Below are 14,402 nucleotides of genomic sequence, written 5' to 3' on the forward strand. Positions count from 1 at the left end.
CGCAACCGGCACGGCCACTTCCGGTCACATGGTCACATCGGGCAGGCTCTCGAACGCCTGACGGAGGGCATCGGACCACCCGTCGGACACGGCGCGCCAGTCGGCATCCCCGTCCTCGATCCGGCGGCTGAGCCCCAGATTCATGCTGTCGGCTTCGTAAATCTGCAGATCGAGCGGCGTTCCAACCGACAGGTTCGCCCGGATCGTGGAATCGAAGCTGACCATCAACAGCTTGATGGCACGTGCGAAATCCATCTTGGGGTCATAGGCCCGCACCAGGATCGGACGGCCATATTTCGTCTCGCCGATCTGGAAGAAGGGGGTTTCGGCCTGCGCCTCGACGAAGTTCCCTTCGGGATAGATCATGTAGAGCCGCGGCGGCGCACCCCTGATCTGACCCCCGAAAATCATCGTGGCGTTGAACGTCGTGCCAGCGTTGTATCCGCCCGCGGTCTGATCGGCGATGACGTCCTTGACGGTCCGACCGATCATGCGGGCGGCCTGGAACATGGAGGGCGTGCTGAGCAGCGAGGGGTCGCGTTCCGAGGGGGCAAGGTTCCGCTCGTCCAGCATGCTGACCACGGCTTGGGTCGTGGCGAGGTTGCCGGCGGTCATGAGCACCATCGTCCGCTCGCCCGGGACTTCCCAGGTGTGCATCTTGCGATAGGTAGAAATGTTATCGACGCCCGCATTGGTGCGCGTGTCCGACATGAAGACAAGGCCGCGCTCAAGCTGCAATCCGACGCAATATGTCATGCCACCGATCCGTTAGAAGGTGCGACAGCCGTCTGCCTGCACGGTGTCGAAGTCAAGGTGATGCGGATGCATTCGCGGCATTTTTGCATGCCTGGCCCCCATCCCGTCGGGTCACTGTTGCGCGGCGCTCACGACGACCGTCACATCCAGCGTTTCACCCCCGTCCCCTTGGCGAATGCCCTTGATCGGGGCGGCATCGTCATAATCGAGGCCCGTGGCGACGCGCACATAGCGGTGATCCGGCGATATTCTGTTCGAGATGTCGAAGCCGACCCATCCCAGGCCGTCGACATGGGCCTCGGCCCAGGCGTGGGTTGCGTCCTGGTCGTCGCGGTCGTCCATCCTCAGATACCCTGAAACGTAACGCGCGGGGAAATCGAGAAGCCGCGCGCAGGTCACGAAGACATGGGCGTGATCCTGGCAAACGCCTGTGCCCGCTGTCGCGGCATCCTCGGCGTTCATGGTGACCTCGGTCGTGCCGGTGGCGTAGGGCATTGCATCGTGGATGACGGCGGACAGGCCATGCAACTGGTCCAGGGCGTCCGGCACCTCGCGCACTTCGCGGGCAAAGGCCATGGTGGTGGGGCCACGACGGGTCCGGTCGGTGGGCCGCAGGAACATCCAGTGCGGCATGTACCCCGTCTGAGCCCCTATGACGCCCCCATGATTCTCGACCTCGACAATGCCCTCGGCGGTGATGGTCACTTCGGTCTGACCCTCGGCGATGGAGACCAGTTGCACACGATTGGCATGGGCATCGTCGAACGCCAGCTCGACCTGGCCGCCGTCGATCGTGGTGGACCAATCGACAACGACCTGGCCGTGACGGTTTTTGGGCACGACCCGCAACTGCTGGAGCGCATAGGACACGGGCTGCGCCCACCGATAGGTGGTCTGGTGGCGGATCGAGAGGCGTTGCTTTTCTGTCATTGGCTGAACCTGTAATCCTGCTCGACCTGGGCGGCGAGTTCGGTGTTGCGGCGCAGGAATTCCTGTAGAAACTCGTGCAGACCCTGATCGAAAATCCCTTCGATGGTGGCGCGGTCCAGATCCCGACGGATGTCCTCGACCAGATCGTGACTGGGCAGACGCACGCCGTAGTCGGACTCGAGATAGGCGAGGTTGTCGCCGATCTTGCCGTAGCAGAACGCCAGACTGCGCGGCTGCCGTTTGTCGAGGATCAGGAACTTGGCGATATCCTGCGCGCGTCGAACGCGTCCATGCACCATCCGGAACGCACCTTCGGCCGAGACCGACCGCAGGATCACCTCCCACTGCGCATTGTCGAGAGAGGATCCGACGCCAGACGCCGTGGGCAACAGCACGTAGTATTTCACATCCAGCAGGCGCGCGGTGGCGTCCGCCCGCTCCATGAATGTGCCGAGGCGGGCGAAATCGTAGATGTCATTCCGAAGCATCGTGCCGTGGAGCGAGCCGCGCACAAAGGCCGACCGCTGCTTGATCAGGCCCAGGATACGCGGCAGTTCCTTGGCGGTGATCTTGCGCGACAGGGCATCGCAAAGCGTCATCCAGCACTCGTTCACGGCCTCCCAGACTTCGCGGGTCAGGGCCGTTCGCACCAGACGTGCATTCATCCGGGCATTCTCGACGCAATTGATCACCGAGGCCGGATTGTCGCGCGACCGGAGCAGCCAGTCGATCACCTGCTCGCCTGTGACCTCGTCGTGATCTTCCTCATATCCCGAACGCGCCCAGGCCGTCTCCAGCACGCTGGTCCATTCGCTTTCGGCGCGGTCGGGGCGGGTCAAGGCGATGCGCTGGCCGGTCTCGACCAATCGGGCCAGGTTTTCGGAGCGTTCCATGTAGCGGAACAGCCAGAGCAGTCCGCCTGCAGTCTTGCCAAGCATCAGTCTTCCTCCAGCACCCAGGTGTCCTTGGTGCCTCCACCCTGGGACGAATTGACCACGAGCGATCCCTTCTTGAGGGCCACGCGGGTCAGACCGCCGGGGGTGATATCGATGCCGTTCGGACTGACCAGCACGAAGGGCCGCAGGTCCAGATGGCGCGGCGACAACCCCGCCTTGGTGAAAATCGGCGCCGTCGAGAGCGCCAGCGTGGGCTGCGCAATATAGTTGGACGGCCGCGCCTCGAGCTTCTTGCGGAAGGCGGCAAGGTCCTTCTTGGACGCCGTGGGCCCGATCAACATGCCATAGCCGCCCGATCCGTGCACCTCCTTGACGACCAGTTCGTCCAGATTGTCGAGCACATGGGCCAGACTGTCCGGGTCCGAACAGCGCCACGTCGGCACGTTCTCCAATTGCGCTTTCTCGCCGGTGTAGAATTCCACGATTTCCGGCATGTAGCTATAGATCGCCTTGTCGTCGGCGACCCCCGTCCCGGGCGCATTGGCAATGGTGATGCCACCGGACCGGTAGACATCGAAGATGCCCGGCACGCCCAGATAACTGTCGGGCCGGAAGTTGAGCGGATCGAGGTAGTCGTCGTCGACGCGTCGGTAGAGGACATCGATCGTCCGGTATCCTTGCGTCGTGCGCATCGCGATGCGCCCGTCCACGACCCGCAGGTCGTGTCCTTCGACCAGCTCGGCCCCCATCTGGTCGGCCAGAAAGCTGTGTTCGTAATAGGCCGAGTTGTGAATACCCGGCGTCAGAACCGCGACCACGGGATCCTGGTCGCAATGACGGGGCGCGCAGGCCGCCAGCGAGGAATGCAGGCTGGCCGGATAGTTCGACACCCGCTTGACCCGGTTCTGCTGGAACAGCTCGGGGAACATGTGGAGCATCGTCTCCCGGTTCTCGAGCATGTAGCTGACGCCCGAGGGCGTCCGCGCGTTGTCTTCAAGCACATAGAACTGATCCGGGCCGGTTCGCACCATATCGATGCCGACGATGTGGGTATAGATGTCGCCGGGCGGCGATACACCGATCATCTGGTCCAGATAGGCATCGTTCTTGGCGATCATGTCGACCGGCAGGATGCCTGCGCGGATGATCTCCTGACGGTGATAGATGTCGTGCAGGAAAGCATTGAGCGCCCGCACCCGCTGCTCGATCCCGCGACTGAGCCGAGTCCACTCGCGCGCGGCGATGATGCGCGGCACGATGTCGAAGGGGATCAACCGTTCGCCCGCCTCGGCCTGTCCATAGACGTTGAAAGTGATGCCAGTCAGACGAAAGAAGGCCTCTGCTTCACGGGTCTTGGCGCGAAGTGCCGCCGGATCCTCCTGCGCGAACCAGGCCTGATAGGCTTGATAGGCGTCGCGGATCGACCCGTCGGGGTTGGTCATCTCGTCGAAATAATCAATGTCGCTCATATCGACAGGTTGGTCCGCATGCGCCTGAAACACAAGCGGTTTGCGCGAGGTTCTGGCAGATCCGCAACGAAAAGAAGGCGACAGATGGCTTGCCCCGTCGCGCCTCATCGCGCGGTTGAGGGGGCAGACGATCTGTCGCCTGTGGGGTAACTGCGCCAAGGGCCGCGGGTTCCGAAATCAGTTTGAAAAGAATCCCTCGAAACGCGCGGAAGTCTGCCGGTCACGATTGTGCGTCCCTGCTTTCACCCCTGTCCTCCCCCTGATAGGAACCAGATGATGGAGCGGGACGTTGGTGTCGCTCAAGCGGTCGGAGTATCGCATCACCGGGAGAGGGCATCCAGACTTTGAAGGTATTTCCGGCATTGATCCTGAGCCTGTGGGCCGGGATGGCCTCCGCGGCTGATCTCACACTTGCGTTTCCGGCAGACGAAGACCTGTCCGAAAATCTGCGGGCGGCATCTTTGGTGGCGACCGCCATCGACGAGGGGGAGCAGGAGCGCCGCAATCTGGTGGCCGCAGCCCAGGCCGATTACCAACGTCTGCTCGCCGTTCTGTTCGAAGCGGGATATTTCGGTCCCATCATCTCGATCACCGTCGATGGCGTGGAAGCCGCCGAATTGCCCACCATCGGCCAGGGCGGCGGGGTCGGCAACGTCACCCTGCGCGTCGAGCCCGGGGCGCGGTTCCTGTTCGGCGCCGCGAGCGTTGCGCCCACGGCCCCGGGAACGGAATTGCCCGAAGGCTTCGCCCCGGGCGAACCGGCGGGCACGGCGGTTATTCGGCAGGCGGCCAGTGCGGCGGTCGACGGCTGGCGCGCCGGGGGATACGCAAAGGCCGAGGTAAGCGGCCAGGACATCACCGCCAATCACCCTGCCTCGCGCCTCGATGCCCGCATCGCCATCGCCCCCGGCCCGCGTCTGTTATATGGCGTGGCGCTTGTCGAAGGGGCCGAACGGGTCCGCAGCAATCACATCGCCCGCATCGCCGACCTGCGTCAGGGTCAGGTGTTCGACCCCGACGAGGTTCAGGCCGCCGCGCGCCGCTTGCAACGCACCGGTGCCTTTTCGTCCGTTTCCATCACCGAAGCCGACGATATCGGCCCGGCTGACACGTTGCCCATGACAATTCAGGTCGTCGAGCGTTTGCCGCGACGCTTCGGTGCGGGTGCCGAGATTTCCAGCGACGAGGGCCTGTCGACCAGTGCCTTCTGGCTGCACCGCAACCTGACCGGCTATGCAGACAGCCTCCGGATCGAAGGCGGGATCGAGGGCATCGGCGGCAATTCGGGCGGCGAGGATTACAGCCTGACTTTCGCCTACAATCGCCCCGCGACCTTCAACCCCGAGACCGATCTGTTCGTGAACGGCGGGATCGAGAGCCTGGACCAACCCAGTTTTTCGTCCGACCGGGCCTATATCGAGGGCGGCGCGCGGCGCATCGTGTCAGAGGAGTTCCAGTATTCCTATGGCATCGGCTATCAATACAGCGAAACGACCGACGCTTTCGGCACGCGCGAATTCTCGATCCTGTCGCTTCCCCTCGAAGCGACCTATGATCGCCGCGACGATGCGCTCAACCCCAAGGACGGCTTTTACATCGAAGCCGATCTGCGCCCCTTCCAAGGGTTCCTGACGGCCGGAACCGGCGCGCTCTTCAACGCCGATCTGCGCGGCTATCAGGGGTTCGGCGAAGGGCGCAAGACCGTCATCGCCGCGCGTCTGCAACTGGGCAGCCTCGTCGGCCCGGAAATCAACGATGCTCCCTCCGAGATGCTCTTCTTCTCGGGCGGCGGCGGGAGCGTGCGCGGACAGGATTTTCAATCCCTCGGCGTGACCTTGCCATCGGGCGACGTCGTGGGCGGTCGGTCCTTTGTGGGGCTTTCGACGGAATTGCGTCGGGATGTCACCGAAAACATCGGCGTCGTGGGCTTTGTCGACTATGGGATGATCAGCCCGGACAGCGGTTTTGCGAATGGCGAAAGCCATGTCGGGGCCGGTCTCGGCGTGCGCTACAACACCGGGATCGGACCCATCCGCCTTGACGTGGGCCTGCCGGTTTCGGGCCCGGGCGACCAGTCGGGCGTGTCGATCTACATCGGCATCGGGCAGGCATTCTGATGCTGCGCCGCACCCTCCTTCCCCTCTGCCTCGTGGCCGGTCTGGCCCTGACGCCCCCCGTCCCCGCCCAGGATGCGCAGGAGGAACGGGATCGCGGCTTCATCGTCGCCCTGATCGAGGACAATCTTGCGTCACCCGGCCTTTCGGTCCGCATCGACGGCTTCGACGGCGCCCTGTCGTCGCGCGCGACGCTGGAACGGTTGCAGGTATCCGACGAGTCCGGCGTCTGGCTGACGCTGGAAAATGTCGTGCTCGACTGGAACCGGTCGGCGTTGCTGCGGGGCCGTCTGGAAGTCTCCGAATTGTCCGCCGCGCGCATCGTGGTCGAGCGCGCGCCCCTTCCCGCCGAAGGGATCGAGGCATTGCCCGACGCCGGGGCCTCGGGCTTCTCGCTGCCCAACCTGCCGGTATCGGTGCAGATCGACGCGCTTCAGGCGGAACGGATCGAATTGGGCGCACCTCTTTTGGGCCAGGAAATGGCTTTGTCGCTCGACGCCTCAGCGCGTCTGGCCGACGGATCGGGGGCTGCCGTCATTGCCGCCGAACGGCTGGACGGGACGCTCGGCAACTTTGCCATCGATGTGGCTTATGACGCCGCCGAGACCACGCTGGCCGTCGATCTCGACATCTCCGAAGCCGCCGGAGGCGTCGCCGCAACACTGCTGCAATTGCCGGGCCGCCCCGCGATCCGCCTGACTGTCGACGGCAATGGGCCCCTCGACGCCTTCGCCGCCGATGTGGCCGTCGCCTCGGACGGGCAGGAACGTCTGGCCGGGCAGGTTCGCCTTTCCGGCACCGACGAAGGTCGTCTGTTCGATGTTGACCTTGGTGGCGACGTCACCGCTCTGTTCGCACCTCGCTATCAGCCGTTCTTCGGCGACGATGTGGCACTTGTGGCGCGCGGTCTGCAACGCCCCGACGGGCGGCTCGATCTCCAGACGCTGCAGATCGACACGCAGGCTCTGAAACTTGCGGGCGAGGCCCGTCTGGGCGCGGATGGCTGGCCCGTCTATCTCGACGTGACCGGACAGGTTGAGGCGGCGGACGGCACCCCCGTCCTTCTGCCCACGGGCGAGGCCAGCACCCTTAGGCGTGCCGATCTTCTGATCCGCCACGATGCGGCTGTCTCGGACAATTGGACGCTGGAGATGTCGGCTATCGACTACGCCGCGGCGACCGTGGAGCTCGAAAACCTGGCTGTGTCGGGCAGCGGTATCCTGAGCCGAAGCGACGGCGCCGTCGACCGCGCCACCGCCAGCCTGAGCGCCGCCCTCGCAGGCCTCGACCTTTCCGACCCGGATCTCGCCACCGCCCTGGGCCGCGACATGACCCTGTTGACGTCGGTCGCCTGGACTGCCGGACAGCCGGTGCGACTGGACGATCTGGACCTGTCGGCGGGCGGTCTTGGCCTGACCGGCGCAGTCGAAATCGACGGGACAGACCCCGAAATGCCGCTGACGATCTCCCCCGATCTGGTGGCACAGGTCGCGGACCTGTCCCGTCTGGCGGGTCTGGCCGGGCTCGATCTGGCCGGAGCCGGAGAGATCACGGCCTCGGGCGACTACGCACCTCTGGCGGGGACATTCGATCTGGCGCTCGGGGCCGAGACCCGGGGTCTGGCCATCGGGATCGCTCAGGCCGATGCCGTCCTTCAGGGCGAAAGCGCGCTGACCATCGCCGCCCGTCGCACCGTGGACGGCACCTTCGTGGACACCCTGCGTCTGTCGAACGACCAGATTCTGGCCGAAGGGTCGGTCCGCCTCTTGGCCGAAGATTCGGCCCCCCGACTTCAGGGCCAATCAAGCAGTGCGCGGCTTGAGGCGCGGCTGATGGACGGCACCGTCCTTGACCCCCGACTGAACGGCGAAGTGGCCGTCGCCGCCGATCTCACCCAGAACGAGGCGGGGGCCTGGCAGGGAACGCTCGATGCGGTCGCACCCGAGGGCGTGACCCTGTCGGCAAGCGGCCTCTTGACCGGCAACGCCCCTGCCGTCGACTTTTCCGCCTCCGTGCCCCGGATCGAGCCTTTCGCACCCGGTGTTCCCGGCAGCCTGGGCCTGACCGGACAGGCGGCGGCAAATGATGGCATCTGGTCCGTCGACGCGGTTCTGGCGGGGCCCTGGGACGTCATCGCTCAGGTGTCCGGCCCGGTCACCGGACCGTCGCCCGACATCGCCTTCGCCGCGCGCCTGCCCGACCTGACCGCGCCGGTCCCCGCCTTGGCCGACATGCCTGCGCTGGCGGGCCCCGTCGCGCTCGAAGGGAATCTGACGCAAGCCAGCGGGATCTGGCAACTCGACAGCCGGGTTTCCGCGCCGTCCGACATCACCCTGCGGGCGCGCGGTCCGATCACCGGCGACGATGCAAGGCTCGAATTCGCGGCGACGGTGCCGCAGGTGCAGGATTTCGTCCCGGCCGTCGAAGGACGGCTGGATCTGGACGGGGCACTGGCCAAGATGGGGGCCGATTGGGCCGTGGATCTGACGGCGCGCGGCCCCTATGACGCCCGGGTGACGGCGCAATCGGTGCTGACCCGCGCGCCGCTCGCCATCGGGTTCACCGCCGATCTGCCCCGCCTTGCCCCGCTGGCCCCCGTGCCCGGCGGCCTGTCGGTCAGCGGCGAGGCGCTACAGACCGAAACCGGCTGGCGCGTCGATGTGGACGGCACCGGTCCCTATGCCGCGACGCTGGATGCGACGGCTGTGCTGGCCGATGGCACACCTTCGGTCACGGTTGAAGGCCAGATCCCCGATTCCTCGGCCTTGGCGCCCCAATTGCGCGGGCCGCTCAACTACGACGCGCAGGCGACACAGGTCGACGGAGCCTGGCGCTTGGTGGCCAGCGTCGACGGAGCCCAGGGCCTTGCGGCCGAGGTCGAGGGGATCGCAACCGGTCCTGCCGCCGACCTGGACCTGCGGGTGAATGTCGCCAATGTCGCGCCTTTCGCGCCCGGCCTGAACGGGCCTCTGCGCGCCACGGGTCGGCTGTTCCAGCAGGGCGGCGGCTGGAACCTGGACGCGGACGCAAGTGGGCCCCTGGGGTCGACCCTGACGGCCTCGGGCGTTCTGACAGGTGCTGCCCCTTCGGCGCGCTTCTCGCTTGCGGTGCCTGATATCGGGCCGCTGGTGCCCGACATCTCGGGCCCGCTGCGCGTCGCGGGCACGGCGCGCCAGGCTGGAAGCGATTGGGACGTGGATATCGACGTCGACGGCCCTTCGGGAACCAATGCCGCCGTCGCGGGCCGTATCGCCGGGGGCGGGCAGCTTGACCTGTCGGTGACGGGGTCCGCGCCCCTGGGGCTGGCCAATGCCGCCCTCGCCCCGCAGCGGCTGGCCGGGGTGGCGCAATTCGATCTGACGGTGAACGGCCCGCCGGGACTGAACGCCGTTTCGGGCACGATTTCCACCTCGGGTGCGGCCCTCTCGATCCCCTCGGTCCGCAACGGTCTCGAGGACATCAACGCAACCGTTACCTTGTCGAACGGTCAGGCCCAGATCGCGCTTGGGGCGACGCCGCAGAGCGGCGGGCGGGTCGATGTGTCGGGGCCGGTAACGCTCTCGGCGCCGTTCAATGCCGATCTGTCGGCGGTGTTCGAGACGCGGGTAGAGGACCCGTCGCTCTACACAGCCGTGGTTCAGGGCGACATCCGGGTCAACGGACCGTTGACCGGTGGCGCATCCATCGGCGGGACGATCACCATCCCCGAAGCGGAAATCGCCGTTCCGTCTTCGGGACTGACGGCCGTGGGGGAATTGCCCGAGGTCACCCATCTGGGCGCGATCCGCCCGGTGCAGCGCACGCTGGCACGCGCGGGGCAAGGGCTTGAACCTGCACCGCGTGACGCCAACGGGCGCAACGGGCCGGTCTATGGCCTCGACATCACGATCAATGCGCCGGGCCGCATTTTCGTCCGGGGACGCGGTCTGGACGCGGAACTGGGTGGCACGCTCACCCTTCGGGGTACGACCGCGAACACCGTGACGGCGGGTGGCTTCGAGCTGGTGCGCGGACGCATCGACATCCTGCAACAGCGCTTCGATCTTGACGAGGGGACCATCGGTTTTGCCGGTGGTCTGGTGCCCAATATCCGGCTGGTCGCCGTGACCGAAACCGATACGATCACCGCTTCCATCGTGGTCGAAGGGCCCGCGGATGCGCTGGAGGTGAAATTCGAGAGCACGCCCGACGTGCCACAGGAAGAAATCGTCGCCCAGATCTTCTTTGGCCGCGACCTGAGCCAGCTTTCTCCCCTGCAGGCGCTGCAACTGGCCAATTCGGTGGCGACGCTGGCGGGTCGGGGCAATGGCGGCCTGCTGGAAAAGCTGCGCGGCAATGCGGGGCTGGACGATCTGGACGTAACCACCGATGACGAGGGCAACGTCGCGCTGCGGGCGGGCAAATACGTCTCGGACAACGTCTATACCGATGTGCAGATCGACCAGAACGGGGATGCCGCGATTTCACTCAACCTCGATGTGACGCCGAATCTGACGGTGCGCGGCTCGACCGGCGCGAATGGCGGCACGTCCCTCGGCGTCTTCTTCGAGAAGGACTATTGATGGAGGCGGGCGACGATCTTGTCTGCTGTCCCGTTTGCGATGCGCTGCACCGGGTCGGCGAGGTCGACGATGACACACGGGTGCGCTGCATCCGCTGCAACACGGTCATCGCGGTCGGGCGACCCGAGGCGATCCTGCGGATCGTCGTGCTGGCATCCACGGCCCTGATCCTGATGACGATCGTGGTGTTCTATCCCTTTCTGGAACTGCGCAACGGCATCTTCACCAGCAAGGCCTCGGTCTTCCAGACGGTAATGAGCTTCAGCGAGGGCGTCATGGCGCCCCTGTCCATCGCGGTGGCGTTCTTCGTCATCGTCCTGCCGGTCGCGCGGCTGATGGCTCTTCTCTGGGCGCTGTTCCCTCTATCTATCGGGGCAAAACCGCTCCGGGGCGCGCGGACGATGCTCCGTTGGGCCGAGATCCTGAAGCCCTGGGCCATGGCCGAAATCTTCATGGTCGGCGTGGCCGTCGCCCTGATAAAGCTGGCGGACCTCGCCACCCTGAGCATGGGGCCGGCTTTCTGGTCATTCGCGGCCATCGTCTTCATAACGGCCCTCAAAGACACACAGATGAGTAAACATTCGATATGGACGGCACTGGACACGGCGCAGAGAACCTGAAGGCGCTGACGGCGCTGGATGCGGGGCTTGTCGGCTGCCGCCATTGCACCCGTGTGGCCCCGCTCGGGGCAACCATCTGCACGCGCTGCGGTGGCGCCCTCGAAAGCCGGGATCGCACGTCGATGCAACGGGTCTGGGCCTGGTGGCTGGTGGGTCTGCTGTTCTTCATCCCGGCCAATCTCTATCCGATGCTGATCACCCAGACCGTGGGGCGCGCCAGCGAGGCGACGATCGTCGGCGGCGTGATCGAGCTGGCGCAGCACGGGGCCTACGGTGTCGCCGGGATCGTCTTCTTTGCCTCGATCATCATCCCGGTCGGCAAGTTCATCGCCATCGGTTATCTGGCCCTGATCGTGCGCAAACCGCATGGACACAAACCCAAGAGCCTTCTGCATCTGTTCGAAGTCGTCGAATGGATCGGACGCTGGTCCATGATCGACGTCTTCGTGGTTGCCATCCTTGTGGCACTCGTGCAGTTCAACTTGCTGGCGACAATTAACCCGGGCATAGCCGCCGTCTGCTTTGCCCTTTCCGTCGTCTTTACAATGCTGTCCGCGCTGTCCTTCGACAGCCGACGCATCTGGGACCAGATCGAGACCATTGCCGATGAATGATACTCCCGAAATTCCCGCCGCCCCCAAGGTGGAGAAACGCGCCAGCCGTCGCGGGATGATCTCGGCCGTCTGGCTTGTTCCGATCATCGCGATCCTGGTGGCGCTGGCCATCGGGTATCAGTCGTGGTCGCAGCGCGGCGTCCTGATCACGGTCTCCTTTCCGGACGCTTCGGGTGTGACCGCAGGCGCGACGACCCTGCGCTACCGCGAAGTCGTGGTCGGCGTGGTGGAAGAGGTGGGCTTCACCTCCGACCTGCGCCGCGTCAACGCCTTCATCCGTGTCAACAAGGACATCGCACCCTTCCTCGACGAGGACGCCAGCTTCTGGGTGGTCCAGCCCGAGGTGAGCGCGCGCGGCGTCCAGGGCCTCAACACCATTCTGTCGGGCACCTATATCGAAGGGACCTGGGACAACCGCATTGGCCAGGCGGTCACCGAATTCCTCGGCGACGAACGCGCGCCCATTGTGCCGCCGGGCGTCCGGGGGACAGCCATCGTGCTGCGCGCCCGCGACAGCAGCCGCTTGGGGCCGGGCGCGCCGATCCTCTATCGCGGGATCGAAGTGGGCCAGGTGGCCGAGCCGCGGCTGTCGCCCGACGGCACCGAAGTGCGCGTCGATGCCTTCGTCCTCTACCCCTACGATCGCAGGCTTTCAACGGCGACCCGGTTCTGGGACGCCTCGGGCGTGTCAGCCACCCTTGGGGCGGGCGGGGTCGAGTTGCGGATCGGCTCCATCGCGTCGATCCTCGAAGGTGGTGTGAACTTCGACACCCTGATCTCGGGCGGCGACCCGATCAGAACGGGTCACGTCTATTCCATCTTCGATGATGAGGATTCAGCCCGCGCCTCGACCTTCGACTCGCAGTCGCTGCGGTCTGTCCGCGTCTCGGCCCTGTTCCCGGCTGCGGCATCGGGCCTGACCGAAGGATCGCCCATTCGCTATCGCGGCGTCCGTGTCGGCGTCGTGTCCGACATTACCGGCTTCATCCGTCCCGACGACCCGTCGGGTCAGGTGCAGCTTCTGGCCGTCATGTCATTGCAGCCCGTCAAGATGGGGCTGGAGACGATGACGAACGATCTGCAAGGCATCGACTTCATCGGAAATCTGGTGCGTCAAGGGATGCGGGCCAAGCTGGTCTCGACCTCCATCCTGGGCGGGGATCTGGCCATTGACCTGATCAACGATCCCGAGGCGCTTCCCGATGTCGGGCTGGAGATCGGCGTTGCCGCCACACCCCTTGTCCCGACACTGGACGCGGACATCCAGGGCCTGACGGCCAGCGCGGAATCGGTGCTGGAGCGGATCAACGAACTGCCCATCGAGGAACTTCTGGCCTCGGCGACGACGCTTCTGGACAACGTGAACCGCATCGCGGGCGACGCGGACACACGCGCCATACCATCCGAGGCGCTGGCCCTGCTGACGGACGCGCGCGGATTGGTGCGCGACGGTCGCGGCATCATCTCGTCTCCGCAGGTGGCCAGCGTGCTGGCCGACGTCCAGACCATCGCGGCGGACGTGCGCGAGGTGACGGCGGCGCTCAACGATCTGGCGTTGCCCACGATCCTGTCCGAAACCCTGACCGCGACTGCTGAGGCGGCCCGGAACGTGGCGGCTGGCACTGTCGCTCTGGATGAACTCACGGCCAGTGTGCAGACCCTCGTGGCCGATGCGGACGCTCTGATCACCTCGCAGGAGGTGCAGGCCCTGCCCGGCGCGGCACTCGGCCTTCTGGAGGATGGGCGCGGCCTGCTCAACTCCGACGAGGTCGAGACGATCCTGACCGAACTTGCCGTGGTCAGTGCCGATATCCGCGTCATCACGCAGCAACTGGCGCAGCAGGAGGCCGCGGCCCGCCTGACCGCCGCCCTCGATGCCGCCGCCGAAGCGGCGACCAGCGTCGCGCGCGGAACCGCCAACCTGCCCGAACTGTCCCAATCGGCCGAGCGCGTGCTGGCCGAGGCAGAGGCCTTGGGTCAGAACCTCAACACTCTGACCGAAAAGGCAAACCAGCTGGCCCTGGACGAGCTGGTCAATGCGACGACCGACCTGATGACGACCGCCGACGCCTTCCTGTCGTCGGACGAGGCGGACGACGTGCCGATCGTTCTGGCGGCGACGCTCGAAGAGCTGCGCCTGACCATCGAGACGATCCGGACGGGTGGCACGCTCGACAACCTGAACACGACGCTGCGGTCCGCCGCCGGTGCCGCCGACAGCATCCGCGTCGCATCGGGCGATCTGCCCGCCTTGGTGAACCGGTTGCAGACACTCACGACACAGGCGGGCACTTTGCTTGGCACCTATTCCGACGGCAGCCGGGTCAATACGGAGCTCTTTGCCGCCCTTCGCGCCGCCACGCGCGCCGCCGAGGACGTCAGCTCGCTTGCCCGGACGATCGAACGCAATCCCAATTCCTTGCTGCTAGGACGGTGATCCC

At 65.7% G+C, this 14,402-nt stretch carries 9 protein-coding genes; 5 read left to right on the forward strand and 4 right to left on the reverse strand.

The features are described from left to right. Window positions 1-24: 24 nt before the first annotated feature. The 4 genes from BM002_RS06635 to BM002_RS06650 form a co-directional block, all read right to left on the reverse strand. Entirely contained in the window at window positions 25-756 is a 732-nt protein-coding gene (locus BM002_RS06635) for a proteasome-type protease (RefSeq protein WP_092778419.1), read from the reverse strand. A 111-nt stretch (window positions 757-867) separates the two neighbouring features. Then, window positions 868-1,686: a transglutaminase family protein gene (locus BM002_RS06640; protein WP_092778421.1), complete on the reverse strand. Its 819-nt coding sequence runs from the start codon at window positions 1,684-1,686 to the stop codon at window positions 868-870. Continuing rightward, window positions 1,683-2,624, reverse strand: a complete 942-nt coding sequence (locus BM002_RS06645) for an alpha-E domain-containing protein (protein ID WP_092778423.1) — start codon at window positions 2,622-2,624, stop codon at window positions 1,683-1,685. Before BM002_RS06645 ends, BM002_RS06640 begins: the two co-directional genes overlap by 4 nt. After that, window positions 2,624-4,051: a circularly permuted type 2 ATP-grasp protein gene (locus BM002_RS06650; protein WP_092778425.1), complete on the reverse strand. Its 1,428-nt coding sequence runs from the start codon at window positions 4,049-4,051 to the stop codon at window positions 2,624-2,626. The genes BM002_RS06645 and BM002_RS06650 overlap by 1 nt, the downstream gene beginning before the upstream one ends. 386 nt (window positions 4,052-4,437) lie before the next feature. On the opposite strand from BM002_RS06650, the gene BM002_RS06655 reads away from it, so the two are divergent. The 5 genes from BM002_RS06655 to BM002_RS06675 are packed head-to-tail and all read left to right on the forward strand — an operon-like array spanning window position 4,438 to window position 14,398. Beyond that, window positions 4,438-6,168: an autotransporter assembly complex protein TamA gene (locus tag BM002_RS06655; RefSeq protein ID WP_092778427.1), complete on the forward strand. Its 1,731-nt coding sequence runs from the start codon at window positions 4,438-4,440 to the stop codon at window positions 6,166-6,168. Next, entirely contained in the window at window positions 6,168-10,727 is a 4,560-nt protein-coding gene (locus tag BM002_RS06660) for a translocation/assembly module TamB domain-containing protein (protein WP_092778429.1), read from the forward strand. Before BM002_RS06655 ends, BM002_RS06660 begins: the two co-directional genes overlap by 1 nt. Beyond that, window positions 10,727-11,347, forward strand: coding sequence for a paraquat-inducible protein A (locus BM002_RS06665; RefSeq protein ID WP_092778431.1), 621 nt, complete (start codon window positions 10,727-10,729; stop codon window positions 11,345-11,347). The genes BM002_RS06660 and BM002_RS06665 overlap by 1 nt, the downstream gene beginning before the upstream one ends. Beyond that, entirely contained in the window at window positions 11,314-11,961 is a 648-nt protein-coding gene (locus tag BM002_RS06670; protein WP_092778433.1) for a paraquat-inducible protein A, read from the forward strand. Before BM002_RS06665 ends, BM002_RS06670 begins: the two co-directional genes overlap by 34 nt. After that, a complete protein-coding gene (locus BM002_RS06675) occupies window positions 11,954-14,398 on the forward strand; it encodes a PqiB family protein (protein ID WP_092778435.1) in 2,445 nt (814 codons plus the stop codon). Before BM002_RS06670 ends, BM002_RS06675 begins: the two co-directional genes overlap by 8 nt. The last annotated feature ends 4 nt before the right edge of the window (window positions 14,399-14,402 follow it).

The sequence above is a fragment of the Jannaschia pohangensis genome, assembly GCF_900113875.1.
Classification (GTDB): domain Bacteria; phylum Pseudomonadota; class Alphaproteobacteria; order Rhodobacterales; family Rhodobacteraceae; genus Jannaschia; species Jannaschia pohangensis.